Origin of the sequence: Sedimentitalea xiamensis (genome assembly GCF_030164465.1) — a bacterium.
Taxonomy (GTDB): Bacteria; Pseudomonadota; Alphaproteobacteria; order Rhodobacterales; family Rhodobacteraceae; genus Sedimentitalea; species Sedimentitalea xiamensis.
In genome coordinates this window covers 1-25,824 of sequence record NZ_JASNJE010000044.1, presented here as the reverse complement: position 1 = coordinate 25,824, position 25,824 = coordinate 1, and the positions used below count along the sequence as shown (strand labels likewise).

24 protein-coding genes and 2 pseudogenes are annotated in these 25,824 nt (G+C 64.1%); 10 read left to right on the top strand and 16 right to left on the bottom strand.

Translation table 11 applies throughout. From position 1 onward, the window contains the following. Positions 1–119 (bottom strand): annotated as a pseudogene (locus tag QO034_RS21415) (S-(hydroxymethyl)glutathione dehydrogenase); the annotation flags it as partial. Positions 120–280: 161 nt separating this feature from the next. Between QO034_RS21415 and QO034_RS21410 the strand changes: the two are divergent. Then, the gene (locus QO034_RS21410) at positions 281–1,618 is read left to right on the top strand and encodes a DUF1963 domain-containing protein (RefSeq protein WP_284487557.1); all 1,338 of its coding nucleotides are present in this window, start codon (positions 281–283) and stop codon (positions 1,616–1,618) included. 26 nt (positions 1,619–1,644) lie between these two features. Here the strand turns inward: QO034_RS21410 and QO034_RS21405 are convergent, their stop codons facing one another. Next, positions 1,645–2,118, bottom strand: coding sequence for a c-type cytochrome (locus QO034_RS21405; RefSeq protein WP_284487556.1), 474 nt, complete (start codon positions 2,116–2,118; stop codon positions 1,645–1,647). A gap of 81 nt (positions 2,119–2,199) precedes the next feature. Between QO034_RS21405 and QO034_RS21400 the strand changes: the two genes are divergently transcribed. After that, on the top strand, positions 2,200–2,379 hold the full coding sequence (locus tag QO034_RS21400) for a hypothetical protein (RefSeq protein WP_284487555.1): 180 nt from the start codon (positions 2,200–2,202) through the stop codon (positions 2,377–2,379). A 283-nt stretch (positions 2,380–2,662) separates the two neighbouring features. On the opposite strand, the gene QO034_RS21395 is transcribed toward QO034_RS21400, so the two are convergent. The 4 genes from QO034_RS21395 to paaI are packed head-to-tail and all read right to left on the bottom strand — an operon-like array spanning position 2,663 to position 6,169. Continuing rightward, positions 2,663–3,238: a TetR/AcrR family transcriptional regulator gene (locus QO034_RS21395; RefSeq protein WP_284487554.1), complete on the bottom strand. Its 576-nt coding sequence runs from the start codon at positions 3,236–3,238 to the stop codon at positions 2,663–2,665. Beyond that, on the bottom strand, positions 3,238–4,548 hold the full coding sequence (gene paaK, locus QO034_RS21390) for a phenylacetate--CoA ligase PaaK (protein WP_284487553.1): 1,311 nt from the start codon (positions 4,546–4,548) through the stop codon (positions 3,238–3,240). Before paaK ends, QO034_RS21395 begins: the two co-directional genes overlap by 1 nt. Further along, positions 4,548–5,741, bottom strand: a complete 1,194-nt coding sequence (pcaF, locus tag QO034_RS21385) for a 3-oxoadipyl-CoA thiolase (protein WP_284487552.1) — start codon at positions 5,739–5,741, stop codon at positions 4,548–4,550. The genes paaK and pcaF overlap by 1 nt, the downstream gene beginning before the upstream one ends. After that, entirely contained in the window at positions 5,738–6,169 is a 432-nt protein-coding gene (gene paaI, locus QO034_RS21380; protein ID WP_284487551.1) for a hydroxyphenylacetyl-CoA thioesterase PaaI, read from the bottom strand. The genes pcaF and paaI overlap by 4 nt, the downstream gene beginning before the upstream one ends. Before the next feature lie 113 nt (positions 6,170–6,282). Here paaI and paaZ point away from each other — a divergent pair, with 113 nt between their 5' ends. From paaZ to QO034_RS21365, 3 genes are read left to right on the top strand one after another with little or no spacing between them, the layout of a single operon-like run. After that, the gene (paaZ, locus tag QO034_RS21375; protein WP_284487550.1) at positions 6,283–8,310 is read left to right on the top strand and encodes a phenylacetic acid degradation bifunctional protein PaaZ; all 2,028 of its coding nucleotides are present in this window, start codon (positions 6,283–6,285) and stop codon (positions 8,308–8,310) included. 9 nt (positions 8,311–8,319) lie between these two features. Beyond that, positions 8,320–9,117 (top strand): PaaX family transcriptional regulator C-terminal domain-containing protein, encoded by a 798-nt coding sequence (locus QO034_RS21370; protein WP_284487549.1) that lies wholly within the window; start codon positions 8,320–8,322, stop codon positions 9,115–9,117. 31 nt (positions 9,118–9,148) lie between these two features. Beyond that, positions 9,149–9,493, top strand: a complete 345-nt coding sequence (locus QO034_RS21365) for a DUF2794 domain-containing protein (protein ID WP_284487548.1) — start codon at positions 9,149–9,151, stop codon at positions 9,491–9,493. A gap of 9 nt (positions 9,494–9,502) precedes the next feature. Here QO034_RS21365 and QO034_RS21360 read toward each other — a convergent pair whose 3' ends face one another. The 3 genes from QO034_RS21360 to QO034_RS21350 all read right to left on the bottom strand — a co-directional run bounded on the left by QO034_RS21360 (position 9,503) and on the right by QO034_RS21350 (position 12,154). Then, positions 9,503–10,324: a C40 family peptidase gene (locus QO034_RS21360; protein ID WP_284487547.1), complete on the bottom strand. Its 822-nt coding sequence runs from the start codon at positions 10,322–10,324 to the stop codon at positions 9,503–9,505. After that, positions 10,321–11,703 (bottom strand): leucyl aminopeptidase family protein, encoded by a 1,383-nt coding sequence (locus QO034_RS21355; protein WP_284487546.1) that lies wholly within the window; start codon positions 11,701–11,703, stop codon positions 10,321–10,323. The genes QO034_RS21360 and QO034_RS21355 overlap by 4 nt, the downstream gene beginning before the upstream one ends. Positions 11,704–11,770: 67 nt before the next feature. Then, complete coding sequence (locus QO034_RS21350; protein WP_284487545.1) at positions 11,771–12,154, bottom strand: hypothetical protein; 384 nt, start codon at positions 12,152–12,154, stop codon at positions 11,771–11,773. 164 nt (positions 12,155–12,318) lie between these two features. Here QO034_RS21350 and QO034_RS21345 point away from each other — a divergent pair, with 164 nt between their 5' ends. Then, positions 12,319–12,969: a carbonic anhydrase gene (locus QO034_RS21345; RefSeq protein WP_284487544.1), complete on the top strand. Its 651-nt coding sequence runs from the start codon at positions 12,319–12,321 to the stop codon at positions 12,967–12,969. A 417-nt stretch (positions 12,970–13,386) separates the two neighbouring features. Here the strand turns inward: QO034_RS21345 and QO034_RS21340 are convergent, their stop codons facing one another. Beyond that, positions 13,387–14,409, bottom strand: a complete 1,023-nt coding sequence (locus tag QO034_RS21340; protein ID WP_284487543.1) for an aspartate-semialdehyde dehydrogenase — start codon at positions 14,407–14,409, stop codon at positions 13,387–13,389. Positions 14,410–14,491: 82 nt separating this feature from the next. Beyond that, a complete protein-coding gene (locus QO034_RS21335) occupies positions 14,492–15,667 on the bottom strand; it encodes an MFS transporter (protein WP_284487542.1) in 1,176 nt (391 codons plus the stop codon). Positions 15,668–15,777: 110 nt separating this feature from the next. Here QO034_RS21335 and QO034_RS21330 point away from each other — a divergent pair, with 110 nt between their 5' ends. Then, positions 15,778–16,935 carry a DUF3095 domain-containing protein gene (locus QO034_RS21330; protein ID WP_321170033.1) on the top strand — a complete coding sequence of 386 codons (1,158 nt, stop codon included), beginning with the start codon at positions 15,778–15,780 and terminating at the stop codon, positions 16,933–16,935. Here the strand turns inward: QO034_RS21330 and QO034_RS21325 are convergent. Together QO034_RS21325 and QO034_RS21320 are read right to left on the bottom strand one after the other, a co-directional pair. Continuing rightward, complete coding sequence (locus QO034_RS21325; protein WP_284487541.1) at positions 16,916–17,695, bottom strand: HpcH/HpaI aldolase family protein; 780 nt, start codon at positions 17,693–17,695, stop codon at positions 16,916–16,918. The two genes, QO034_RS21330 and QO034_RS21325, sit on opposite strands and share 20 nt — an antisense overlap. A gap of 102 nt (positions 17,696–17,797) precedes the next feature. Next, positions 17,798–19,210 carry a pyridoxal phosphate-dependent decarboxylase family protein gene (locus tag QO034_RS21320; RefSeq protein WP_284487540.1) on the bottom strand — a complete coding sequence of 471 codons (1,413 nt, stop codon included), beginning with the start codon at positions 19,208–19,210 and terminating at the stop codon, positions 17,798–17,800. A 294-nt stretch (positions 19,211–19,504) separates the two neighbouring features. Here QO034_RS21320 and hpaR point away from each other — a divergent pair, with 294 nt between their 5' ends. Beyond that, entirely contained in the window at positions 19,505–19,948 is a 444-nt protein-coding gene (gene hpaR / locus QO034_RS21315; protein WP_284487539.1) for a homoprotocatechuate degradation operon regulator HpaR, read from the top strand. A gap of 111 nt (positions 19,949–20,059) precedes the next feature. After that, complete coding sequence (locus QO034_RS21310) at positions 20,060–22,564, top strand: heavy metal translocating P-type ATPase (protein WP_284487538.1); 2,505 nt, start codon at positions 20,060–20,062, stop codon at positions 22,562–22,564. A 215-nt stretch (positions 22,565–22,779) separates the two neighbouring features. Here the strand turns inward: QO034_RS21310 and QO034_RS21305 are convergent, their stop codons facing one another. Then, positions 22,780–24,198 carry a hypothetical protein gene (locus tag QO034_RS21305; RefSeq protein WP_284487537.1) on the bottom strand — a complete coding sequence of 473 codons (1,419 nt, stop codon included), beginning with the start codon at positions 24,196–24,198 and terminating at the stop codon, positions 22,780–22,782. 27 nt (positions 24,199–24,225) lie between these two features. Then, positions 24,226–24,843: a polysaccharide biosynthesis/export family protein gene (locus QO034_RS21300; RefSeq protein WP_284487536.1), complete on the bottom strand. Its 618-nt coding sequence runs from the start codon at positions 24,841–24,843 to the stop codon at positions 24,226–24,228. Positions 24,844–25,129: 286 nt separating this feature from the next. Here QO034_RS21300 and QO034_RS21295 point away from each other — a divergent pair, with 286 nt between their 5' ends. Continuing rightward, complete coding sequence (locus QO034_RS21295) at positions 25,130–25,312, top strand: hypothetical protein (protein ID WP_284487535.1); 183 nt, start codon at positions 25,130–25,132, stop codon at positions 25,310–25,312. 407 nt (positions 25,313–25,719) lie between these two features. Here QO034_RS21295 and QO034_RS21290 read toward each other — a convergent pair. Further along, a pseudogene (locus QO034_RS21290) lies at positions 25,720–25,824 on the bottom strand (IS5-like element IS711 family transposase); the annotation flags it as partial.

Here is a 25,824-nt window from a genome sequence, read left to right as displayed (position 1 = left end):
CACAGGCCCGTCGCCTTGATTTCAACCAGTACCTCGCCCGCCCGCGGACCCTCGAGGTTCACATCCATGATCTCCAGAGGCTTCCCCGCCTCCATCGCAACCGCGGCGCGTGTGCGCATGGCTGATGTCCTTTCCTTGTCCAGATGTCGACCGTGCGGCAAAAATCCGGTGATTTCAAGGTCTCCCGGCATGCGGAGTGCCCGGTCAAAACCCTTTCATCGACAAAATTGTGCCCGATTGCTCCCGTTGACTGGGCCGGGTGGCAAAACGGGTTCTTGTGATGATCTGGGCAAAATTCAGTGTTGGTGGACTTGGTTTGGGGCTGGTCGTCGGCATCGCCCTTCTGATGCTTGGCAAGGTGGACCCGGTCCTGTCCGATCTGGCCTTTCTCGCGGCGCTTGCCCTGACGGCGCTGCTTTTCATTTGCCTGGCCCTGATCAAACTGATGCCGGCGAGGCAGGCATCGCCGCCCTTGTCCGATCCGGACATTGACGAACCGGAAGACCGGTTTGCCGCGCTGCACGCTGACACGGAGCCGGAGCCGTTGCAGGCCGCGCCGGTTCCGGCGGCGGATGCCGCGGCCCAAGCCTCCGTCCGGCTGGTGCCGGCGATCCCGCCCGATCGCTCCGGCGGCGAAGGAAGCTGGATCGGCGGAGTCCCGTGCCTGCCGGAGCAGGCGGAGTGGCCCATGCTGAACGGCGAGCCGGCGCGGTTTCTGGCCCAGGTCGATTGCGGCGCCTTGCCCGAGACGCTCTGGCGCGGTCTTGGGCCGCGCGCCGGGGCCCTGGTGTTTTTCCGCTTCGCCCGCACGCGGGAAGGGGTCTGGCCGGTTCGCGTGTTTCATGTCGACGGGGTTCTGAAACCCCTGCGCGCGCCCGGCGAGTCCGGGCAAAGACCCCGCTGGCCGCTGCGCGTGACGTCAGGCCAGGACCGGGATGCGCCGGAACCCGGCCCCACCCCGGACTGGGCGAAGCTGCACCGCCTGACAATTCGGGATCAGGCCTGGCAACCCTTCGACTGGACCTCGGCCCTGATCCTGTTGTCGCGCGCCGGCGACCTGGTCAAGACGACCGCAAAACTTGTCGCGGCGGATGGAACGCCGCGAGAGAGGGCGCTTTTCAAAGAGGCCGCGTCCGATCTTGCCGATCTGACCGAATCGCTTTGCGCGATCCGTGCGAAAGCGGCGTTTTCCGCCGAATTGCGATCCGCTCTGATCGACGGGCTGTCGATTCTTTCGCTGCCGGCCCTCGACGGCACCGGCGCATGTCTGCCGCTGACCGGCCACGCGGAGTTCGCGGACGCCTATTTCGCCGCTTTCGAACGCTACTGCCTGAGAGTCTATGCGGGTGATCCCGGCCGGCTTCCAAAGGCCCAGCATGACCTGTTCGAACCCTTGTGGGCGGATCATGCGCGGCATGAAGGCGGGGTGATGGGGGCGCTTGCGGGCGATGTGCGCGAGGGGGCGGAGGCGGGTGATGAGCTCCTGCTTCTGGAACTGCAGTCCAGCGAGTTGCTGGGCTGGACCTTTGGCGATGCCCGGGCGCTTCGGATATTTGTCGCGCCGGAGGCGCTCGCGGCCGGCGACCTGACCCGGGCCTGGGCGCGGGTGATCGAATAATCCGAACGGCCCTGTGGTTCGGGGGTCTACCTTGTGCCGTCGCGATAGGTGTCATGGCAGTGCAGGCAGGCCAGCACCATGCGTGGCAGGCTTTGCCTGAGATCCGACAGGGAATCGGTGTCGATATTCCACGCCGCGCGTTGGGCGCGTTTGGCTTTCAACTTGAAATCCCGCCAGTTCGACCAGATCAGCGGCCTGGCGTTGGACAGCGGGTCGGCATGCGGTTTCCGGAACACGGAGGGAATGGATTTCGTCGCGGCCATCAGGTCTTTCCGGGCGGCGCCCGCCCTGTCCCGGTCGAACAGCGCCCGCCCGCCCATCATGTCGTTCAGCGTCGAAAGCGCCGCATTGGCGCGATTCATCGTGGACATCCGGGCCTGAACGCCGGGGTTCGTCACCTGGCTGATCTGCCCGCTCTGGGACAGGGCCGCGGTCGCCAGCACCAGCGCGGCCAGCGTGACCGCGATTGCCAGATGCTGCGGGCGGAACCCCTGTGTCATGCCTGCCTCCCCATACCGGACCCGCCCCGGTCAATGGGGGAATTGTATAGAGCAAAAAGTGAACATATTGCCGTGATCGTCATGTCCGGACATCGAATCCTGTCGCTTCGGTTTCCGCGCCTCGGGGCGGAGCGGTTGCTGCGTGGTCTGCGGGGCCTGGATGAGCGCCCCTTTGCGGTGGTGGTGGCGGAACAGTCCAACATGCAGGTTATCACCTCGTTAAACGCCTCGGCCGCGGCGGCCGGGCTGCATGTGGGGTAGCCGGTGCGCGATGCGCATGCCGTGTGTGCGGACCGGGGGCGCGGCGCCCGCAGCCTGCGGCTGGAAGCCAATCGCACCGATCAGAGCATGGAGGTGGTGAGCGTCGGGCTGGCCCGGCCCAGCCACGATCCAGCGCGTATCCGCCCGCTGATCGAGATGAAGCTGGAACGCATTGCGCCGGAATGGAGGCTGGACGAACCGGACTGGCGGGCGGGGGCCAGCCCCCGCACCCCCGGAGTATTTCCGGCAAGAGGAAGGCACCGCTTCGCCGGACGCCCGGATTTCACGCGTCCAGACCGGACAGGCCGTTCCGGACGAAGTCGGCGGCGAGCGCGGCATATTCCGAGCGGCTGAGACCCTTGCCCGGACGATGCCACATGTAGAACCAGTTCAGGATACCGAAGATCGACATGGTCACGGCCCGAAGACGGTTTCCGGACAGAGCCGGATTTTCGCCGGATACCGCGCCGGACATGATCGTCACAAGCTGTCTTTGCAGATCGATCAGCGGCATCTGCATCTCGGGGGGCAGCGTGGACAGGGCGTCGAGTTGCAGCTTGTGTTCCGCATCGGCATCCGCATAGGCGGCCAGGATGGCGCGGATCAGGCCGGACAGGCCATCGGGGCGGGCTGCGTCCACCATGTCGACCAGATCGGACAAATGCGTCTGGAGGATGTCGAACAGCAGCGCTTCCTTGCTGCCGTAATAGTGGTAGATCAGCGCCTTGGAGACCCCGCATTGGCGCGCCGCCCCGGTCATCGACGCCCGGTCATAGCCGTTCTTCGCAAAGTAGCGCGCCGCCCCCTTGCGCAGGGCGGCGCGTTTCTCGTCGTGATTCCGCGCTATTCCACGGGGCATCAGGCTTTGGGGCGGTTGTCGATGATCCGCACCGCCTTGCCCTGGCTGCGTTCCACCTTGCCGGGATCGGCGACATCCACCTTGACCGTGACGCCGACATTGCGCTTGATCTTGTTGCGCAGGTCGGCCGCGGCGTGAACGCGTTCCTCATTGCTGGTGAAACCTTCGATGGCCTCGACCTGGACCAGCAGTTCGTCGAGCCGGTCCGGGCGCGACAGCACCACCTGGAAATGCGGCGCGAGGCCATGCACGGTCATCAGCTGTTCCTCGATCTGGGTCGGGAAGACGTTGACGCCGCGCAGGATGATCATGTCGTCGGAGCGGCCCGTGACCTTTTCCATCCGCCGCATGGACCGCGCGGTGCCCGGCAGGAGGCGGGTGAGGTCGCGGGTGCGGTAGCGGATGATCGGGAAGGCCTCTTTCGTCAGCGAGGTGAAGACCAGTTCGCCCTGTTCGCCATCGGCCACCGGTTCGCCGGTGTCCGGGTTGATGATCTCGGGATAGAAATGGTCTTCCCAGATATGCAGCCCGTCCTTGGTCTCGACGCATTCCATCGACACGCCCGGCCCCATCACCTCGGACAGCCCGTAGATGTCGACCGCGTGCATGTCGAAGGCGGCCTCGATCTCCTGGCGCATGGCGTTGGTCCAGGGTTCGGCGCCGAAGATGCCGACCTGCAGCGAACAGGCGCGCGGGTCCATGCCCTCGGATTTGAACTCGTCGAGGATCGACAGCGCGTAGGAGGGGGTGACGGTGATGCCCTTGGGCAGGAAGTCGCGGATCAGCCGCACCTGCCGTTCGGTCATGCCGCCCGAGACCGGCACGGTGGAAAGGCCGAGCGCATCGGCGCCGAGATGGATGCCCAGACCGCCGGTGAAGAGGCCGTAGCCATAGGCGTTGTGCAGCATGTCGCCCGTGCGAAGCCCGGCGGCGCGCAGGCTGCGGGCGACGACCTGTCCCCAGACATCGAGATCGCCCTGGGTGTAGCCGACCACGGTGGGCTGCCCGGTGGTGCCCGAGGAGGCATGCACGCGGCGCAGTTTCTCGCGCGGAACGGCGAACATGTTGAACGGGTAGTTGTCGCGCAGGTCCTGTTTCACGGTGAACGGGAATTTCGCGAGATCGGCCAGCGTGGTCAGGTCGTCGGGATGCACGCCGGCGGCATCGAAGCTGGCCTTGTAGAAGGGCACGTTGTCATAAGCGTGTTTCAGGGACCATTTCATGCGGTCGAGCTGAAGGGCTGCGACTTCGTCGCGGCTGGCGGTTTCGATGGGCTCCAGGTCGCCGGGACGGGGGGACAGGTCTTTCATCAGGCTTTCTCCAGCAGAAGGGCGATGCCCTGGCCGACGCCGATGCACATGGTGCAGATTGCGCGGGACAGGCCGTTGTCGGTCATGGTGATCGAGGCGGTGAGCGCCAGCCTCGTGCCCGACATGCCGAGCGGGTGGCCGAGCGCGATGGCGCCGCCATGGGGGTTCACGTGGTCGGCATCGTCCGGAAGGCCGAGGCGGCGGGTGACCGCGAGACCCTGCGCGGCGAAAGCCTCGTTCAGCTCGATCGTGTCGATGTCGCCGATGCTCAGGCCGTGCTGCGCAAGCAGGCGTTCGGTGGCGGGCGCCGGGCCGATGCCCATGATCCGGGGCGGCACGCCGATGGTGGCCATGCCGGTGATGCGGGCGCGGGGGGTGAGGTTGTATTTTTCGACCGCCGCCCCGGAGGCGACGATCACCGCCGCCGCCCCGTCATTCACGCCCGATGCATTGCCCGCCGTGACCGAGCCGCCGGTGCGGAACGGGGCGGGCAGAGCGGCGAGTCTCTCCAGCGTGGTCTGGCGCGGGTGTTCGTCGGTATCGACGATTTTCGGATCGCCCTTGCGCTGGGGGATGCGGACCGGGGTGATTTCGCGGGCGAGGCGGCCCGAGGCGATGGCGGCGGCGGCGCGGTCCTGCGAGCGCAGGGCAAAGGCATCCTGCGCGGAGCGCTCGATATTGAAGTCGGAGGCGACGTTTTCCGCTGTCTCGGGCATCGAATCGGTGCCGAAATGCTTGTGCATCTCGCGGTTCACGAAACGCCAGCCGATGGTGGTGTCATAGATCTCGGCCCTGCGGGAAAAGGCGGCATCCGCCTTTGGCATGACCAGCGGCGCGCGGCTCATGCTTTCGACGCCGCAGGCGATGACCACATCGGCCTCGCCGCAGCGCACGGCGCGGGCAGCGGAGCCGACCGCATCGAGTCCCGAGCCGCAGAGCCGGTTGATGGTGGCGCCGGGCACGGTGTCGGGCAGGCCGGCCAGCAGGGCCGACATGCGGGCGACGTTGCGGTTGTCTTCGCCGGCCTGGTTGGCGCAGCCGGCCAGCACCTCGTCCACCAGCATGTCGGGATGGGGTTCCATGAGCTGCCGGATCACATGCGCCAGCATGTCGTCGGGCCGGACGGAGGACAGGGCGCCGCCATAGCGGCCGATGGGGGTGCGCAGCCCGTCGCACAGGTAGGCGTGAGTCATGTCGTCTCCTCGAAATTCTGGCCCTTGATGGTGCGGGACAAACCGCGGAACAGGGCGACCTTGCGGCCGTCTTCTCCGGTGACGGTCACGTCGTAGACCCCGGATCGTCCGGATCGCCCGGCTTCGCTGGCCGTCGCGGTCAGCCGTTCGCCGGGTTGACCGGGCGTCAGGAACGTGATGCTGTTCTCCTGGGCCACCGTGACCTGGTTGTAGCTGTTGCAGGCAAAGGCAAAGGCGCTGTCTGCGAGGGTGAAGATATAGCCGCCGTGGCAGATGCGATGTCCGTTCAGGTGGTGATCCTGCACGGTGAATGACAGGGTGGCCGTGCCGGGTCCGACAGAGTCCAGCGTCAAACCGAGCCACCTGGAGGCCGCGTCGGTTGCCCACATGGCGGCGGCGCTGCGTTCGGCACGTTCCTGTGGCGTCATCTGGTAATCCTCCCGTTGCCGCCATCCTGCACAAAACCGACCGAGCGGTCAATAGTGTTGATTTCCGGCGTCAGGCAGGTCAAGATGTGCCGAAAGCTCACAGGAGACAGATCATGTTGAGACCCGCAAGCTATGCAGAAGGCCGTTGGATCGAACCGGGGTCCGGGGCGCGCGCCGTTCACGGCCCGGTCGACGGGGCGCTGATCGCGCAGGCAGGGGGCGCGCCTTTGGATGTGGCGGGCATGCTGGACTGGGCGCGATCCACGGGCGGACCGGCGCTGCGGTCCATGACGTTCCACGACCGCGCCAGGATGATCAAGGCGCTGGCCGTCCATCTGGGCGAGCGCAAGGAAAAGCTGTACGAAATCAATCCGCTGACCGGCGCAACACGGCGTGACGGGGCCATCGACATAGATGGCGGGATCGGCACGATGATGGTGATCGCGGGGAAGGGACGCCGCGAAATGCCCGATGGGCATGTCTATGTCGATGGCGATGTCGAACAGCTGTCGCGCGGCGGCACCTTTGTCGGCCAGCATATCGCGGTGCCCTTGCAGGGAGTCGCGATTCACATCAATGCGTTCAATTTCCCGGTCTGGGGCATGCTGGAAAAACTGGCTCCGACGCTGCTGGCGGGAATGCCCGCGATCGTCAAGCCCGCGACCCAGACCTGCTACCTGACGGAAGCCTGTTTCCGGATGATCATCGAGTCCGGGATTCTGCCGCCGGGCAGCGTGCAACTGGTCATCGGCGGGGTGGGCGACATGCTGGACAGGCTCGGTCCGCAGGATGTGGTCAGTTTCACCGGTTCCGCCGATACGGCGCTGCATCTGCGCGGCACTCCGAACCTGATGCGCCATTCGGTCCGGTTCCATGCGGAGCAGGACAGCCTGAACGCGACGGTGCTTGGCCCGGATGTCAAGTCCGGCTCGGTTGCCTTTGACGCCTTCATCGCGGAAGCCGCGAACGAGATCACCACGAAGGCCGGCCAGAAATGCACGGCGATCCGGCGCATCATCGTTCCGGATGCGGCGCTGGCCGACGTTGCGGAGGCGCTACAGGCCCGGTTGGCGAAAACGGTCGTGGGAGATCCCGTCGCGGAAGGTGTCCGTATGGGGCCGCTCGCGTCCGCCGCACAAAAGGCGGACGTGCTCGAAAAGCTCAGGGCGCTGGCGGAAGAAACCACCCGGCTGACCGGCGATCCGGAAACCGTGACCCTGTCCGGCGCCGGACCCGAGGGGGCTTTCCTGTCGCCCACGCTGTTGCGATGCGCCGATCCTGACGCCGCCCGCGCCGTGCATGAGCTTGAAGCTTTCGGTCCGGTGTCCACCCTGATGCCCTATCGGGATCTCGATCACGCGGCAGCCCTGGCCAACCGGGGCGGCGGGTCGCTCGTGGCGTCGCTGGTGACCGACGATCCGCAGGTTGCCAGACGCGTGACGCTGGCGACGGCGGCGTGGCACGGACGGCTGTATGTCAACGGCGCCTCCAGCGCCGGAGAAGCGACCGGCCATGGCGCGCCGTTGCCGCACATGGTGCATGGCGGGCCCGGACGCGCGGGCGGTGGCGAAGAACTTGGCGGCGTGCGCGGGGTTCTGCACTACATGCATCGCACGGCCATTCAGGGCAGCCCCGACGTGATCGCGGCCATCACCGGGCAGTGGCATCCCGGCGCGACCGAGACAACCGGGCCGGTCCACCCGTTCCAGCGGACCTTCGACGAAATCGAAATCGGCGAGACACTCCATACCGAGACGCGCGAGGTCGGCCTTGAGGATATCGAGCATTTCGCCCGGTTCACCGGCGACACGTTCTACGCCCATATGGACGAAGACGCGGCCAGGGCGAACCCGTTCTTTCCGGGGCGCGTGGCGCATGGTTACCTTCTGCTCAGTTTCGCGGCGGGGCTGTTCGTGCAGCCCGATCCGGGACCGGTTCTGGCCAACACCGGACTTAACGGGCTCAGCTTCCAGAAACCTGTCAGCCCCGGCGACAGCATCGGCGTGCGTCTGACATGCAAACGCAAGACCCGGCGCACCGATGCCTATGGCGAAGTGGCCTGGCATGTGACGCTCCGCAATCAGGATCAGGAACAAGTGGCGGAATACGAACTCCTGACCATGGTTTCCTACAGCCGGTAGAAGACGGGCATGGACCCCCTGGCGCCTCTCATCGCGGCTCTGCATTCCGAAGGCCGCCTGCGGGTCTGGTCGCTGGTGATCACCGTGTTCGGGGATCTCGTGCAGCACCGCGGCGGGGAAATCTCGACCGCGCGCCTTCGCCTGCTGCTGGGGAGGATCGGCGTCGAGCAGGGAACCCTGCGCACCGCGCTGTCCCGTCTCAGTGGCGACGGCTGGGTCGCGGGCGAGCGGTCCGGGCGCACCAGCCACTATCGCCTGACGCCGCAGGGCGTCGCGCGTTTTGCCCCGGCCACGACGCGCATCTACGCGCCGCCGCGCCGCGAACCCGTGCTGCGCTGGGCCGCAATCGTCAGCCTGGCTGAAAACGGCGCGTCCCATGTGCGCATCTGTCCCGCTGACGAGGCGGAGGACACCGGCGATTGCTGTATCGTCGGGGATCTGGCCACGGTTTCCGCGCGGTATCGCGCCCATGCCTTGAGCGCAGAGCACCGGGCCGCGCTCGTGGCCCTGGCTGCCGACCTTGCGGCCCTGCGCCAGCCGATCTGCAACCCGCTGGATGCGGCGGCGGCCCGCGTTTTGCTGATCCATCGGTGGCGTCGCATCATATTGCGATACCCGGAAGTCGCCGTTGATCTCATGCCCGGGGATTCACCCTTGAAAGACCCGCGGGCCGGGGTCGCAAAGGCCTATGCGGCGCTCAGCCCGGCGACCGAAGCCTGGCTGGATGGATCGATGGAAGGGGAGGGTTCGATGCCATTGTGTGCAGAAGAGACACCCCTCCGGTTCGGAAGTACGCGGCAGGCTTGATTTGAGGGACGATTGGCGCAACTCTGGGCGCATGACACTTCAAGGTCCCACTCCTGTTCCGCAAGGACCGGTGCCGGTTCGGACGGCATTCGACCGCCGCGAACTGTCGGTGATCCTGTCGGTCTATGGCCGCATGGTCGCTGCCGGGGAATGGAGGGACTACGGGATTTCCTGCCTGCACGACATGGCGGTGTTCTCGGTGTTTCGCCGGACCGCGGAGAACCCGCTTTATCGCATCGAAAAGCGCCCGAAACTCCGGTTGCGGCAGGGTATGTATTCGGTGGTCGGAATCGACGGGCAAATTCTCAAGCGCGGCGGCGACCTGAAAACGGTGTTGCGGGTGCTGGAACGCAAGCTGATCCGCGCGGTCGACTGACGAACGGGTTCAAAGCCGCTTGTGTGCGGTCAGGGGGCCGTCGCCCTGCGATCTGATCCGTTCGATCGCCGCGGGCAGCGCCTCGTGGCTCACCGCCATGTGAAAGGCGTTCGCATGGATCAGCCGGCTGTTTTCCGCGACCAGGGCGCAGTGGCCCTTCCAGAACAGCAGGTCGCCGGGTTCCATCCGCCCGTCCGCCACGTCCCGCCCCAGCACGGCCTGTTGCTGGTCGCTGTCGCCCGGACAGGCTTCGCCGCAGGCGATGAGGGCTGTTTGAACGAGGCCGGAGCAGTCGATTCCGAAGCGGCTGTTGCCGCCCCAGAGATAGGGTGTGCCAAGAAACAGTTCCGCGACGGCCACCGGATCGGAGAAGCGGCGATCCGCTGGCCAAAGATGCACCTTGGGCACGAAGCCGTCGGCGGTTTCGGCAAATGCGCCGGTTTCGTCCAGCACGGTCAGACGGCTTCCGAAACTCAGCGTCGTGCGATCCGGCGACTTGATGTCCGGGGCTTCGTAGAGATGGGTCGCGGGCCGGGCGACCCAATGGGTCGTCCTGGCGTCCGGCCCCAGATCCGCGGTCGGAACATAGCCCACATAGCCATCCTTGCGGGCCTGCACGAAGCTCCAGCCGTCGTGGCTTTCATATTCGTCGACAGTTTCGCCCCACAGAACCTGCCGGTCCCGCGGGCCATTCGGGCGCCGCAGCAGATCGCAGACGGGCTTGGCCACCCGGCGCGGTCGCGGCGTGACCCTGACCGCCCCGTCGGGGATTTCAGCGAGATGACGTGCCGCAACCCGGAGATTGGCAGGGGTCGAACGCGGATCGCTCATAGCTTCAAGAGGTCCGGCAGCGCGTCCAGAAGCGCGCGCGCGCCCATGCCGACGCCGCCCTTGGGGCGGGCGGGGGCATTGGCGCTTTGCCAGGCATAGATGTCGAAATGCATATACCGGGATTTTCCGGCGAACCGGCGCAGGAAAAGGGCGGCGGTAATGGACCCGGCGAACCCGCCCGATGGCGCGTTGTCCAGATCGGCGATGGCCGGTTCGATCTTGGTCTCGTAAGCCTCGTGAAACGGCAGCCGCCAGACCGGGTCATCGACCTTTGCGGCAGCGGCGGCCAGAGCCTGCGCATCCGCATCTTCGTCGGTGTAGAACGGCGCGATGTCGGACCCCACGGCGATCCGCGCCGCGCCGGTGAGGGTCGCCATCGAGACGATCAGGTCCGGCGAGTCCTCGTCCGCCAGGGCCAGCGCATCGGCCAGAACCAGCCGGCCTTCCGCATCGGTGTTGTTGTTTTCGATTGTCAGCCCCTTGCGCGACGCCAGGATATCGCCGGGTCGAAAGGCGTTGCCGGAGATCGCGTTTTCCACGGCGGGGATCAGGACCCGGAGGCGGACAGGCAGATCCAGTTTCATGATCATCTGCGCGAGACCCAGAACCGTGGCCGCGCCGCCCATGTCCTTTTTCATCAGCGCCATGCTTTTTGACGGCTTGATGTCCAGTCCCCCAGTATCAAAGCAGACGCCCTTTCCCACCAGGGTCAGTTTCGGGCCGCTTGTCCCCCAGGACAGGTCGATCAGTCTCGGCGGGGTGGCCGAGGCCCGCCCGACCGTGTGGATCAGGGGAAAATTCTGTTCCAGCAGGTCGTCGCCCACGACGGTCCTGAAGTCGGCACCATGAGTCCGGGCCAGGGTTTCGGCGGCCTCGGCCAGGTCGGCCGGACCCATGTCCGAGGTCGGAGTGTTGACGAGATCCCGAATCAGGACCTCTGCTTCGGCGATGATTTCGATGCGGGCCGCATCGAGTCCCTCCGGGGCGACGAGGTGGCGCTGTCTGGCGGTCCTGGTCTTGTAGCGGTCGAACTGATAGGCGGACAGCAACCATCCGAGACATTCGGTGGCGGTGTCCTCTTCGGGAAGCCCGGAGGAAATGCGGTAGGTGGCTTCCGGCAGTCTTGCGGCGGCATGGGCCAGCGCGAAATGCACACGGGCGCGTTTCGCGCGTGTGCCGTATCCCGCCAATGCCATCGCGGCGCGCCCGTCGGCACCGGGAACAAGCAGCGCCTGACCCAGGTTTCCGGCGAAGCCGTTCTGACGGACCCAGCCGGCCACCCTTTCGTCCTGGGTTCCCAGCCAGTCCTCGACGGCCGGAGATTCGATGACATGCAGCGGGATCGCATCGGAGGTGTCTTCGGCGAATGTATAGGGCATCGGGGACTCTTGCTGTTCTTGGGACTGCCGCACAGCGTAGCGCTCCGGCGGCGGGCCGCAAGACCCGTCAGGTGTAAAGATCCTGCAAATCCCAGACGGCCGTCAGGGACCGTTCACCGACCCGGATGAGGCGAAAAAGGGTTGCCGCCAGGGCGGGGCCGTCTTCTGCGTCCACGGCCCTGGTCACGTCGGCGGCGACGCGGGCAAGGGCGCACATGCCGATCTGATCCGATATCGCGATCAGGGATCGCGCGCTCTTGCGCAGATCCTCGTGTTCCTTCTGTCGCCACAGCCGTTCGCAATGCGACAGGCGCACGGCCAGTTCCTCTATCGCGCGGCACACGACGTCTTCTGCACCGGCAGCACCCAATTGCAGATACAGGTCGTTCAATCGGTCCTGATCCAGCCGCACCGTTTCCTTCTGAACGAGCGTCGATACAACATCCACCATAATCACCCCAACTTGGTCCGCCCCCACGGCTGGAAGCACTCTGGAGCACACATGTTTTCAAAAGGTTTCGCCCGACGGTTTGCAATGGCTCGAATTTGGATAGAATTCCGGCTATTGAAAGGGCACAAGTTCGCGAGAACACGGCCGAAACGAGGGACTGTCGGATGCAACATGTGAAACCTTTGCCTGGTTATCTCGTGCAGCGCTACCACGGATGGAAAGCGACTGCCTATCAGGAGAATCGCGGCTGGTATCGACGCCTGGCCACGGAAGGCCAGCGCCCCCGTGCCATGGTGATTTCCTGCTGCGACAGCAGGGTGCATGTCACGTCCATCTTTGGGGCGGATTCGGGCGAATTCTTCATTCACCGCAATATCGCCAACCTTGTGCCGCCCTACGAGCTGGATGGCGACCACCATGGCACCAGCGCCACGGTGGAATATGCGGTGACGGTTCTGAAGGTCGCGCATCTGATCGTTCTGGGGCATTCCCAATGCGGCGGCGTCAAGGGGTGCATCGACATGTGCATGGGGAACGCGCCGGAACTGGAATCCAAGGAAAGCTTTGTCGGGCGCTGGATGGAGATTCTCCGGCCGAAATTCGAACTGGTGTCAAAGATCGAGGACGCCAGCGAACAGGAACGCCAGTTGGAAAAGCAATCCGTGGTCGCCTCGCTGGAAAATCTGATGACCTTCCCCTTTGTCGAGACCGCCGTCAAGACGGACGAACTGAGCCTGCATGGGTTGTGGACCGATATCGGCGAGGGAGGGCTGGAATGTTACGATCCTGCGTCGGGAAAATTCCTGCCGGTCTGAAGCCTGCGCCAGCACCCGTTCATCCTTGTGCCGGCCGGTTCGCGCCAATTGCGACATTGCCGGACCTTGCAGCATCCGCCGCTTCGGGGGAGGAGCGTCTGCGAAACGCGCCGCGCAATCGGGTATCGCGCTGCGCTGTCCTCAGCGGCACCGCGCCTGATCGACGGGCTGCCGTCCGGGCCCGGACCGCTTCCTGCCATATACAAACGGATCCGGAAATCGACGCGCTTGTCAGGCCCTTGGCATGGACGCCGTGGAGGTTAACGGCAGTACCGCCGCAAGTTTCGGAGGCTCGATTGGCGAGCGGTTTCGGGTGCCGAAGCGTTTCGACCTGAATTTGAACCGCCTATTGCGTTGAAACCACGGATTTCAACGCAATAGGTAAGGCCGGATGTTTCAGGGCAAAGCCGAAGTGCTTCAGCCCTTTTTCAGGACCCGTGTCCCGAGCGTTTCCGCGATCTGCACCGCATTGAGCGCCGCGCCCTTGCGCAGGTTGTCGCTGACGCACCACAGGTTCAGGCCGTTGTCGATGGTGCTGTCCTGCCGGATGCGGCTGATGAAGGTGGCGTAGTCGCCGACGCATTCCACCGGCGTCACGTAGCCACCGTTTTCGCGCTTGTCGATCACCATGATGCCGGGGGCTTCGCGCAGGATGTCGCGGGCCTCGTCCTCGTCCAGATGATCCTCGAACTCGATGTTGACCGCCTCGGAATGGCCGACGAACACCGGCACCCGCACGCAGGTCGCGGTGACCTTGATGCTCGGATCGACGATCTTCTTGGTCTCGGCGACCATCTTCCATTCTTCCTTGGTCGAACCGTCTTCCATGAACACGTCGATATGCGGGATCACGTTGAAGGCGATCTGCTTGGTGAATTTCTTGGCCGGCTTGTCGTCGACGGGGTTGTAGACCGACTTGGTCTGATCCCAGAGTTCGTCGATGCCCTCCTTGCCCGCGCCCGAAACCGACTGGTAGGTGCTGACCACGACGCGCTTGATGCGCGCCCGGTCATGCAGCGGTTTCAGCGCCACGACCATCTGCGCCGTGGAACAGTTCGGATTGGCGATAATGTTCTTCTTGGAATAGCCCATGATCGCATCGGCGTTCACTTCCGGCACGATCAGCGGAACGTCCGGATCGTAGCGGTAGAGCGAGCTGTTGTCGATCACGACACAGCCGGCGGCAGCGGCCCTGGGGGCGTATTTCTTGGTCGCCTCGGAGCCGACGGCGAAAAGCGCCATGTCCCAGCCGGTGAAGTCGAAGGTGTCCAGATCCATCGTCTTGAGGGTCTTGTCGCCAAAGCTGACTTCGGTCCCGATCGATTTTCGGCTCGCCAGGGCGGCGATCTCATCGACGGGGAACTGGCGCTCGGCCAGGATATTCAGCATTTCACGGCCCACATTGCCTGTGGCGCCAGCGACAACGACGCGGTAGCCCATTTTCTTACTCCAGATTTCTGCCGATGCGGCCATCGGCTGCGGCGTCATAGCTGCAAACGGGTCCGGGGGAAAGGGGGGCGCGTCAGTCCATGCTGTCGCGGCTGAATCCGTAGATCAAGGTGCCGATCAGCAGGATCAGCCCGAAGAATCCGAAGATCGCGGCGTAGGGCGCGGCGGCGGAGACATCGCCGGGAACCATTTCGTGGATGCGCCCGGACACGAACTGCGTCAGGCCGACGCCGCCGATGCCGAAGAGATTCATCAGGGTCACGCCGCGCCCGACCAGATGGGGCGGAAAGAATCCGCGGCCGTGCGCGATGACCATTGGAAAGGATCCGCCCAGGAATCCGATCAGGGCGATCAGGACAATGGACAGGAACAGGTTGCTGTCGATGCAAAGGACCAGCAGCCCGAGGCAGGCCGCTCCGCCCAGATTTCCGAAGAAAGCCACCCACTTTCGGGTGCCGAAGACGCGGTCCAGCGGTCCGTAGGTGAACGTGCCGACAATCATGGCGAGCCCCATGACGAAGGTCGCCTGCCCGACCTGCGCCGTGGAAAGGGCGAACACATCGGTCAGGTAGGGACCGATCCAGAGCCCGCGCAGCGCACCCGAGGGGGCGTAGTTGACCAGCATCATCGGCAGGATCGCCCACATCACGGGCAGTTTCAGCAGCTGGAATACGGACCCTTTCTGATCTTTCGGCGCGGTTTCCGGGTCGCGTACGGTGAGGAATATCCCGATGGCCACCGCGCCCGACAAGGCCGCCAGCGCCGCCAGGGTGCCGCGCCAGCCGATCAGCTCGGCAGCCAGCGCCGTCGGGTAGGACGCCACAAGGTTGCCGACCGAACCGACGCCCAGCATCAGCGCCGCCAGCGTCGCGAACCGCCTGGGCGGAAATTCGCGGGCGAAGATGTAGTAGGATGCCATCAGGACCGGCGAACAGCCGATGCCGATCAACAGCATGGCCAGTTTCACCTGCAAGGCCGAGGTCGCCAGCGCGAACAGCGCAGCGCCGCCACCGCCCCCGATCAGCAGAAGACTCGCGGCGGTGCGGCGCGGCCCGATACGGTCCAGCGCCCAGCCCACCGGAAGCTGCATCAGCGCGAAGGAGGCGAACCACAGCCCCGATGCCGTCGCCAGATCGTCCGGAACCGTGCCGAGATCGCGGGCCAGAACCGAACTGAGCACGGCAAGAAAGGCCCGAAAGAACTGGCTCAGAACATAGGCGAGGCAAAGAACGATCAGACCGGCCTGCATTCTGGTTCCTTTCTGCGGCTGCGGATGCCTGCCACGCGGCGTTGCTCGATGCAAGCACGGTTGCACAAGTATGTGATTTCTTGGGGAAAGTTTCGGTGATACGGTGCCCCATGGACGCAATGACGCGAAATGACACCTTCTACGACACCTTGCCGCGCGTCGGGTCTTTCGCGGCTTTGGCGAAGCCGGACGTCTACACGCCCTTGCCGAACGATTGGACGATCGGAGCGGCCGATATCGTCGGATCGACGGACCAGATCGCCAAGGGGCGATACAAGACAGTCAACATGGTCGGCGCTGCCGTGATCTCTTCGCAGATCAATGCCAGCGGAGGAAAGACGTTTCCCTATGTGTTCGGCGGCGACGGGGCGACCTTTGCCTGCGATACGGAGATGGCGGCCCTGTCCGCCAGAGCGCTCGGGGTCATGAAACGCTGGGCCTCCGAGGAATTCGGGCTCGACCTGCGTGTCGCGCAGGTCCCGGTAGCCGACATCCGCGCCGCCGGTCGCGATGTGCGGGTCGCCCGGTTTCGGGCATCCGACAGCGTGGACTACGGCATGTTCAGCGGCGGCGGCATATCCTGGGCCGAATCGGAGATGAAACGCGGGCGGTTCGCCTTGTCCGCCGCGCCCGCCGGGGCGATCCCGGATCTGACCGGCCTGTCCTGCCGATGGAACAACGCGAAGTCGCGGAACGGGTCGATCTTGTCCGTGGTCATCGAACCGGAACTGCCGGGCCCGCGCGACGCTTTTGCCGCGGTCGCGAGTCAGGTCATAGCGCTCGCCGACACTCTGGAACGTGGCGGACACCCCTTGCCGCCAGACGGCCCCGGCGTCAGTTGGCCGCCGCCCGGACTTGACCTGGATGCGCACGTGTCGCGGGGCGCGGGATCGCTGCGCAAACGCAAGATACAGCTCTTGTTCGGGAACCTGATTGCCTGGCTGTTTTTCAAGTCCGGCGTGAAAGCCGGCGCATTCGACCCGGCCCACTATGCCAGAATGGTCAGCAACAACGCGGATTTCCGCAAGTTCGACGATGGGCTGAAAATGACGCTGGATTGCGACCCGGATACGATTGCGACGATCCGGTCACTGCTGGAGCGGGCAGAACGGGATGGAATCCTGCGCTTCGGCCTTTTCGAACAGGCCGAAGCGATGATGACCTGCTTTGTCCCGTCGGTGACGCAGGACAACCACATTCATCTGGTGGATGGCGCATCCGGCGGTTATGCGCAGGCGGCCGCGCGTCTCAAGTCGGTGTCGCGCTGATCCAGCGCTGCGCGGTGGCGCGCGCGGCCCGGATCAGCGTGATGACATCAATGGCCACCGCGACAAATCTTGCACCGGCAGCGAGATAGGATTCCGTCACCTCTTCGGACAGGGACAGGATGCCCGGCACCTTGCCCGCGTCGCGGATGCGCCCCAGAACCCCGAGGATGGTTTCATGCACCTCTGGATGGGTCAGCTGTCCGGGATATCCCAGATCCGCCGCCAGATCGGCCGGGCCGATGAAAACGCAGTCCACGCCGTCGACGGCGAGAATGTCATCCAGCGCGGCCAGTCCGGCACGGTTCTCGACCTGGACGATGAGACTGATCTGGTCATTCGCGGTTTCCGTGTAATCCGGGATTCCGGAAAACCGGGACGATCGCGTGGCGGTGGCGCCGACGCCGCGGATGCCGTTGGGCGGATAGGTGCAGGCCCGCACCATCTGGCGCGCCTGTTCTCCGCTTTCGACCATCGGAACGAGGATTGTCTGCGCGCCGACGTCCAGCGCCTGCTTGATGATCCAGGGTTCGCCGACCGGCACCCGGACGATGATCGAGGACGGGCTGGATTGCAGGGCCATCAGCTGGTTCCGGATCGACCGGACGTCATTGGCCGCATGCTCGCTGTCGATCACCAGCCAGTCGAAACCGGCCGTGCCCATGACTTCGGCCGGGCCGGCTTCGGCGAAGCTCAGCCAGCAGCCAAAGGTCGTGTCTCCGGACTTGAACCGCTGTTTGAGGGTGTTGATGGGTGCGGGCATTGCGTTGCTCCTTTGGAGGTGAGTGGCAGGGTGCGCCCTGGTGGGCCGGAAATAGATGGTTTCGGGTGGGTATCGGACCATTGGTACGGCGGGACGCGGCCTTCATGCCAGCCCCGTCGCGATTTCGGCGATTACGTCATAGGCCATCCGCACATCCTGTTCCGTGGTCTCGAATTGCCCGGCCTGAAAGCGGATCGCCAGCTTGCCGTTCACCCGTGTCTGGGTCAGGTAGATCCGTCCGTCATCGTTGATCGCATCGACCAGCCGCTGGTTCAGGTCGTCCAGATCCGCAACGTCCTGCGGTGCATAGCGGAAGGTAAAGAGCGACCACATGGGTTCGGTCAGGATCTCGAAACCTGCCGTGGCCCGGAGCCTGTTGTGCAGGTCGTTGGACCAGGCGATGTGATTGCGGATGCGATCGCGCAATCCTTCGAGCCCGTAGGCGCGGATCAGGAACCAGATCTTGAGGGCCCGGAACCGGCGCCCCAGGGGAACCGACCATTCCGAATAGTTTATGATGCCATCCTTGCCGTGGGTCTTCAGGTATTCCGGCTGGATCGCCAGGGTGCGCACCAGATCGTCGGGATTGCGCAGGAAATGCGCCGAACAATCGAACTGTACGCCCAGCCATTTGTGCGGGTTGAACACGATGCTGTCCGCCCGGTCGATGCCTTGCCAATAGTGCCGGAATTCGGGGCAGATCATGGCCGACCCGGCCCAGGCCGCGTCGACGTGGGTGAAAAGGCCATGAGATTCCGCCACATCCAGGCAGGCCGCCACCGGGTCGGTCGCGCCGTTGCTGGTGCCGCCGACGCAAAGGATAGCGCCCGCAGGCGTCATCCCGGCCGCCCGGTCCGCGCGGATCGCGGCATCCAGCGCCGCCGGGTCCATGCCGCGCCAGTCGCCGGTGGTGGGGATACGCACGAGGTTGTCCTGCCCGATCCCGGACACCCAGATGGCGCGGTCTACGGAAGTGTGCACCTCGGTCGAACAATAGACCCGAAGCGGCTTGTTGCGGGCCAGTCCGGCGGTGTTTCCGGTCCAGTCCAGCGCCTTCTCGCGCATGGTCAGAACGGCGGCGAGGGTTGCGGAACTTGCGCTGTCCTGGATCACGCCGGCGAACCCGTCTGCGAGGCCGATGGAGCGGCGCAACCAGTCCATCATCCGGGTTTCCATCTCGGTCGCCGCCGGCGAGGTTTGCCACAACATGCATTGCGGCGCGATGGCGCTGACGAGAAATTCCGCCAAGACCGATGGCGCGGCGGCATTGGAATTGAAATAGGCGAAGAATCGCGGGTGTTGCCAATGGGTGATCCCCGGCATCACGATCCGTTCGAAATCGCGAAAGACCTCTTCCATGTCCTGGGGCGTTTCCGGCGGCGTTTCCGGCAGGGCGTCGAGAATGTCGCCGGGCTTTGTGCGGGCCCGCACCGGGCGGTCGCCCACCGTCAGGTGATAATCCTGCGCCCAGTCGGCGACACGCCGCCCCCATTCCGAAAACTCAGTCCACTGCATGCGATGCTCCTTTGCTGCGCTGCCTGGCCGTTCCGGATCTGCACCGGCGCGGCGCAGGACCCCGTTGAACGGGCCGCGCATGACCGGTTTCCAAAGCCGCAGGCCGTGGGAGATCGCAGGATGCCGTCACGTCCGGATGCTGTGCCATATCCGCGGATTGGTCGATGGTCTGGTGGGGCATCGGGGGTCCTTGTCTTTTATGATTAACAAGTTAATCAATGCCTCCTGCATGTCAATCTTTTGCCGCTGCCAAGGTGCATTGCGCTGGGGCGAAGAGACAGGCAAAACAGCTTCATGAGCAAGTCCCTTCTTAAGACGTCCAGATCTCTGCCCATCGCGTTGTTGCGCGCCAGGGAGCGGGTCATGGGGCCGATCCGCGAGATGCTGTCCGGGGTCGGGATCACCGAACAACAATGGCGCGTGCTGCGTGTCTTGCAGGAAACCGGTCCGCAGGAACCGACGAAGATCGCGGAACGGGCCTGCCTGCTGTTGCCCAGCCTTACCCGTATCCTGCAAAAGCTCGAGGAAAAGGGGCTGATAGACCGGACGCGGGATTTGCAGGACAAGCGCAAGCAGATCGTTCAGATCACCGAGGCGGGCGCGGACCTGATCGAGGACAATCTCGAAACGAGCATCGCATTGCTGGAGGAAACCAGGGCGCAGATGGGATCGGACCGGTACGAGGCTCTGCTCGATCTGTTGAACGAACTGGACAAGACCGATCCCGGCAGCGGCTGACGCGTCGCCCATTTCCGGTCGGTTGTGCCATTTGGTCGCAAAAATACAGCTTGACCTTCCAGTTGCTGGAAGGAATATGTCCTGTGGCACAAGAAATCGGATCTTGAGGCCATGTCAGAAACATTCCAAACCACCCTGTCCATCGAGGGCCTGAACTGCGCAGGCTGCGCGGCACGCGCGGAACGCGCCTTGCTGTCCGTGCCGGGGGTAAACGCAGCGGCGGTCAACTTTGCAACGCGCACGGCGTCGGTAAAGCACGACGGCGCAACGCCCCAGGCCATCGCCGGCGCCTTGTCCGCCGCGGGCTATCCTGCGCGGCATTCGGACGAGATCCTGGAAATCCGGGGCATGACCTGTGCCGGCTGCGCCGGCCGCGTCGAACGTGCGCTCGCTGCCGCGCCGGGAGTGTTGGAGGCCTCGGTGAATTTCGCCAGCGGCACCGCGCATGTCCGATACCTGGACGGAATGACCGATCCGGTCGCGTTGCAGCGGGTCGTCGCGTCGGCCGGATATTCCGCCAAGACGCCGGTCCGGGATGGCGCGGAGGACGCCGATCCCGAAACTTCGGAACTGACACAAACCCGGCGCGCGGCGCTTGCCGGATTGGCCCTGGCTTTGCCGGTTTTCCTGCTTGAAATGGGCGGTCATCTGTTCCCGCCGTTCCATCACTGGATCGGGCGCACCATCGGGCACGAGGCGTCATGGGTGTTCCAGTTCCTCCTGACCACCGTCGCGCTGATCGGACCGGGCGCGGTGTTCTTTCGCAGGGGAATTCCCGCGCTTCTGCGGCTCGCGCCCGACATGAACAGCCTTGTCGCCCTGGGCACGGCGGCGGCGTGGACCTATTCGACCGTTGCCCTTTTCGCGCCGTCGCTCTTGCCGCAGGGTGCACAGGCCGTCTATTTCGAGGCGGCGGCGGTGATCGTGGCGCTTGTCCTCGTCGGTCGCTGGCTGGAAGCGCGGGCAAGAGGCCGGACGGGCGCCGCCATCCGCCGGCTGATCGGTTTGCAACCCAAGACCGCGCGTGTCCGCAGAAGTGGCGAGTTCGTAGAAGTCCCGCTGGCGGATATCGGGGTGAACGACATCCTGCAACTGAGACCGGGGGAACGGATCGCGGTAGACGGGTCCGTGACCGGCGGTCAGTCGTTCGTCGACGAAAGCATGATCACCGGTGAACCGGACCCGGTCCGCAAGGCGATTGGCGATTGGGTCGTTGCGGGAACGATCAACGGATCGGGCGTCCTGACCTATCGCGCGGAACGGATCGGGCGGGATACGACGCTCGCCCAGATCATCGCGATGGTGCAAGAGGCGCAGGGGGCGAAACTGCCGATCCAGGCATTGGCGGATCGTGTCGTGCGGGTCTTCGTGCCAATCGTGATGGCGCTTGCGGTCCTGACCATCGCGGTCTGGCTGGCCTTCGGACCGGAACCGGTGCTGAGCCATGCGCTTGTGGCGGGGGTTTCCGTTCTGATCATCGCCTGCCCCTGCGCAATGGGTCTGGCGACTCCGACTTCGATCATGGTCGGGACAGGCCGTGCCGCCGAAATGGGCGTTCTGTTTCGAAAAGGCGATGCGTTGCAGGCGCTGGGCGAGATCAAGGTGATTGCTTTCGACAAGACCGGCACGCTGACCCTGGGACGACCGGAACTGACAGACATGGTGGTGACACCCGATCAGGACGACGCCTCTGTCCTGGCGCAGATCGCGGGCATCGAAGCGCAATCGGAACATCCGATCGCGCGGGCGGTGGTGCAAGCCGCCGCCCGGCGCGGCCTTGTTCCGCCGGAGGCCGACGCGGTGGAGGCGGTCAACGGGCTGGGCCTGCGCGGACGGGTCGACGGCCGTGATATCCTGATTGGATCGGCCCAATTGATGCGGCAGTGCGGAATCCCGTCCGACGTATTCGAACGGCATTACCGGATGTTCCAGGACCAGGCGAAAACGCCGGTTCTGGTGGCCATAGACGGGCGGATTGCGGCGGTTCTCGGCGTCGCGGATCCGATCAAGCCGGGTGCCGCCGCGGCCCTGTCGGCCTTGCGGGCCGAGGGCATCGAGGTGGCCATGATCACCGGCGACGCGTGGGGAACCGCGCGGGCCGTTGCCCGGCAATTGGGGATTTCCCTGATCGAAGCCGAAGTTCTGCCCGGCGAAAAACGCGATGCGGTGCGCAGGTTGCGCGATGCCCATGGCGAGATCGCCTTTGTGGGCGATGGAATCAACGACGCGCCCGCCCTGGCCGAAGCCGATGTCGGCCTTGCGATCGGGAACGGAACCGATGTCGCCATCGAAAGCGCCGATGTGGTGCTGGTGTCGGGCGATCTTGCCGGCGCCGTCAACGCCTTGCACATGTCTCGCGCGACACTGCGCAACATACGCCAGAATCTGTTCTGGGCCTTTTCCTACAATGCGTTGCTCATACCAGTCGCGGCAGGTGTTCTTTATCCCGCGCTTGGCGTGATGCTGTCGCCCATCCTGGCCGCCGCCGCCATGGCGCTCAGTTCGGTTTTCGTGTTGACCAACGCGCTGCGGTTGCGGGGCTTCAAACCGTTGTTGCGAGATAGCGCGCCGGATTCGCCATCGACCCCGATGCCGAGTCCCGTGGTGGCCGAATGATCCTTGTGGCGCGGATAAATGACGGACAGCGGCCCTGTCCGGGCGCCGCGCGGATCGGGGCCATCGGTCATGACGGAGCGAACGAGCGGCGCCGTGTCATGACCTCCGCGCCTCAGGCGAACGGCGGGCCGAACGACTCAAACCGTTGGCGGGCACGCATTTGAACCCGAAAGGCTTCTGAAGCCGAAACGCGGCCCAAGATCGATGATCCGTCGTCAGTTGCTGATATCGAAGTTCCGACCGATGCCAAAGAAGACCGAGTCGGATTTGGCCATGCCGGAGGCGTCATCCTCGAAGAAGTTCAACTCTACGCCGGTGTTCAGACTCCAGTCCTGCGTCAGTTGGTGATTATACGCCAGGACAAAGCTCCCGCGTTGGCTGGCATCGCTGAAAACAGTGGATTCGCTGTAGAACAGGGACAAATCGGCGGACAGGCTGGACACCGAATTGATCTCATGTTGGTAGCCGGCGATCAGGGTGTTGGTGAACCGATCCTCGTCGTTGCTGTCGACATAGAAATCCCGGTTCAAGCCAACATTGATGCGGCCGGCCGGAAAATCGCGAAACCAGTTGATCCCCCCGATGAACTGGGGATCGGAACTGTCAAAGCTGGACAGGCCGACGCTCGCGGTGAGCCCGCCTGTCGGCAACTCGATGCTTCGGGCAAATCGCAATGTGCCACGCTGGCCGTTCTGATTCTGGGTGAGATCGAATGTGGAATTCAATGAGCCGTTCGGCATTTCCAGAAAATGCCCCAGGCTGCCGCTTGGGCCGGACTGTTGCGTCGTCACTCTCTGGCCGGTCAGAAGATCGGTATCCGTGGTATCCACGTCCGTATAGCCGACGCGAAAAGTCAACAACGCCCTGGGCGACAGATTCCGGTCAAAGCCGGCCTGGATGGTTTGGGTTTCCCTGTCCGTGTTGGTGGCATTCTCCCTGGAATAGGTCGAATACCGCAGGTCGATATAGCCGGTCGTCACGGCATTGAAGCGAAACAGCGCCGACAGGCCCAAGTTCGTGTTCTCGAAATCGGTCAGGGCGGTGTCGGTCGGGTCGATGTAATTGGTCCCGAAAGCGCCTGCCAGGAACCGCAGGCCGAACGGGGCCAGTTTGCCCGTTTCCAGTTCCATGTCGATGGAATAGGATTCGCGTTCGCCCGAACCGCGGATATCGGAAAAATCCCGAGGCGGGCGCACGATGCCGTCCTGGTCCAGAAAAGTCCACAGCGGCGCGACGAGCGAAATGTCCGACTGCCGGTAGTCGCCATTGACGGACAGGGACGCATTTCCAGTGTCCCGGAAATAGCGGAGGCCGGCAAAGGGGTCAGTGAATCCGGTCTGCATGTTGTTGCCTTCGGCGATATCGCCAAACCGCAACGCGCCGCCGATCGCAAAAGACAGTTCCTGAAGACGGGTCTTGCTTTCCAGACCATAGCTGAGCCGCGTCGTGGCAAGCGAGGTCCGGCCTTCGCTTGGGTCTTCAAGCCCGAGGTTGTTCCCTGTTCCGAATTCCTGTTCCACGCGCACGCGCTGACGAAGACCGCCCTCTTCATCCAGAAGCTGCGCAACGACCGGAGTCGCTGCGGCGGCCACACTTCCTGCGAAAGCGGCATACGCGATCAGTCGCTTGGTCAATACTGCCCCCTTGCCTGGGTTGTTATTCTATTCGAACAGCCGTCGTTGCGGCACGATTATGACGTCGCCTTCCTTCAGAACCGGTGTGCTGATGGAGGACTTTCCGTCAATGATGTCCTTCACGTTGTAGGTGTAGATCTGCTGCTTCCCACTGGCGTCCGCACGGCGCAATTGCAGCCGTTTGGTCGCGCCGAACCTGGTGACGCCGCCGCCCTGGGCGAGAGCCTGCAGGAAGGTCGTGCCGCGCTTGACCTCCATGATACCGGGGCTGGCGACTTCGCCCAGCATGTAGATCGAAATGCCACTGCCGGTCGCTGCGCCGGATGTGGCCGCGCGCGGGGCCGCGAGTTGGGACAGGGACACGAACACCGTCGGATCGGCGGCGAAGTTGGGCCGCAGCCGTTCGATCAGATCGATGCGCACTTCGTCGATGCTGCGACCGCCGGCCTGGATCGTGCCGACCAGAGGAACGGCGACCCGCCCGTCCGGGAGCACAAGCGTTTCGCGGTTGATGCTCGCGTCTTCCAGAACTTCGATCCGCACGATATCGCCCGGTTTGATCTTGTATGCCTCCTGCGCATGCAGGGGCGCCGAGGCCAGAAATGCGATCAACAGGGGGCTGAGAAGGGAAAGTAACAGTTTCATGCCGGGCCTTTTCTATTTCGGACTCGTCAACGCGACTTGGGCAGATTTTTACGCGGTTTTGTCCGTGTTCAAAAGGTGTTTTGAGACCCAGCCGGTTGGGACAACACGGTGGGCCTGTTTTCGTGCCGATCCTGCAACAGGTCGTCGCAGCGGCGCTCAGGCGGATTTCCGCCGATCCACCATGCGTTTCGGCGTATTTGAGCGCATCCTGAGCGGGATAAAATTCATCTTGTACAATCTTGGGTAGAACTGCTAGCATCGTGAGACATGAAAGAGAGGCCCGCGCATGATCATTCCCTTGGTTCTGTTTGGAGGATTTTCAGGATTCCTGTCCGCGCTGGCGACCCTTTTTGCCGGTGAGTCGGTCTGGACCGCGCTTGTCGTCTATTCGAGCGTCGGATTGATCACGGTGCTGCTGATGTGTTTCGGCCTTTGCGCCGCGCTCGCGGTCAAAAGCGATCAGCCATGATGCAAGGATCGCGCCGGCAAGGATCCGCAATGGTGTGAATCCGCGGTTGTTCGCCGTTGGTTTCCAGGCCCTTGATGTCTGGACCCGAATTGATCCTGCGGCGATTGGCGCGGGTTTTCGGGGGAGATCAAGCAACCTGGCGTTTCAGGTCAAGCTGGCCGGCCGAAATATGCCGGCCAGCTTCAGTTTTTCGAGAGGTTTCTTCTGTAAACCGCTGGAAAACCTCATTGGACCAGGCCGGCTGTCCGCATATACTCGGATAAATGTGTAAAATTTCCACTGACATTTCAAGGGGTTAATTCGCAGTGTTGCGGATCGTTCTGATTTTTCATTCAACCCGAAATGACAACATGGGCGTTGGTGCCCTGACAGTGTCGCAGATCGCGATACTCTAGGCGGCGTCTGCATTAACCGATCCATGCCATTGCGCAAGCAAGATCAACGAACGCTTTGAATGAGCTGACGGTCTTTTCGCAGCGCAGTGCGATACGGCGGAATCGTTTGATCCGATT

Bases quoted from the DNA above. Each gene is read 5' to 3' on its own strand.
- QO034_RS21410 (WP_284487557.1), top strand. From the start codon at position 281: ATGATCTGGGCAAAATTCAGTGTTGGTGGACTTGGTTTGGGGCTGGTC.
- QO034_RS21405 (WP_284487556.1), bottom strand. From the start codon at position 2,118: ATGACACAGGGGTTCCGCCCGCAGCATCTGGCAATCGCGGTCACGCTG.
- QO034_RS21400 (WP_284487555.1), top strand. From the start codon at position 2,200: ATGTCCGGACATCGAATCCTGTCGCTTCGGTTTCCGCGCCTCGGGGCG.
- QO034_RS21395 (WP_284487554.1), bottom strand. From the start codon at position 3,238: ATGCCCCGTGGAATAGCGCGGAATCACGACGAGAAACGCGCCGCCCTG.
- paaK (WP_284487553.1), bottom strand. From the start codon at position 4,548: ATGAAAGACCTGTCCCCCCGTCCCGGCGACCTGGAGCCCATCGAAACC.
- pcaF (WP_284487552.1), bottom strand. From the start codon at position 5,741: ATGACTCACGCCTACCTGTGCGACGGGCTGCGCACCCCCATCGGCCGC.
- paaI (WP_284487551.1), bottom strand. From the start codon at position 6,169: ATGACGCCACAGGAACGTGCCGAACGCAGCGCCGCCGCCATGTGGGCA.
- paaZ (WP_284487550.1), top strand. From the start codon at position 6,283: ATGTTGAGACCCGCAAGCTATGCAGAAGGCCGTTGGATCGAACCGGGG.
- QO034_RS21370 (WP_284487549.1), top strand. From the start codon at position 8,320: ATGGACCCCCTGGCGCCTCTCATCGCGGCTCTGCATTCCGAAGGCCGC.
- QO034_RS21365 (WP_284487548.1), top strand. From the start codon at position 9,149: ATGACACTTCAAGGTCCCACTCCTGTTCCGCAAGGACCGGTGCCGGTT.
- QO034_RS21360 (WP_284487547.1), bottom strand. From the start codon at position 10,324: ATGAGCGATCCGCGTTCGACCCCTGCCAATCTCCGGGTTGCGGCACGT.
- QO034_RS21355 (WP_284487546.1), bottom strand. From the start codon at position 11,703: ATGCCCTATACATTCGCCGAAGACACCTCCGATGCGATCCCGCTGCAT.
- QO034_RS21350 (WP_284487545.1), bottom strand. From the start codon at position 12,154: ATGGTGGATGTTGTATCGACGCTCGTTCAGAAGGAAACGGTGCGGCTG.
- QO034_RS21345 (WP_284487544.1), top strand. From the start codon at position 12,319: ATGCAACATGTGAAACCTTTGCCTGGTTATCTCGTGCAGCGCTACCAC.
- QO034_RS21340 (WP_284487543.1), bottom strand. From the start codon at position 14,409: ATGGGCTACCGCGTCGTTGTCGCTGGCGCCACAGGCAATGTGGGCCGT.
- QO034_RS21335 (WP_284487542.1), bottom strand. From the start codon at position 15,667: ATGCAGGCCGGTCTGATCGTTCTTTGCCTCGCCTATGTTCTGAGCCAG.
- QO034_RS21330 (WP_321170033.1), top strand. From the start codon at position 15,778: ATGGACGCAATGACGCGAAATGACACCTTCTACGACACCTTGCCGCGC.
- QO034_RS21325 (WP_284487541.1), bottom strand. From the start codon at position 17,695: ATGCCCGCACCCATCAACACCCTCAAACAGCGGTTCAAGTCCGGAGAC.
- QO034_RS21320 (WP_284487540.1), bottom strand. From the start codon at position 19,210: ATGCAGTGGACTGAGTTTTCGGAATGGGGGCGGCGTGTCGCCGACTGG.
- hpaR (WP_284487539.1), top strand. From the start codon at position 19,505: ATGAGCAAGTCCCTTCTTAAGACGTCCAGATCTCTGCCCATCGCGTTG.
- QO034_RS21310 (WP_284487538.1), top strand. From the start codon at position 20,060: ATGTCAGAAACATTCCAAACCACCCTGTCCATCGAGGGCCTGAACTGC.
- QO034_RS21300 (WP_284487536.1), bottom strand. From the start codon at position 24,843: ATGAAACTGTTACTTTCCCTTCTCAGCCCCCTGTTGATCGCATTTCTG.
- QO034_RS21295 (WP_284487535.1), top strand. From the start codon at position 25,130: ATGATCATTCCCTTGGTTCTGTTTGGAGGATTTTCAGGATTCCTGTCC.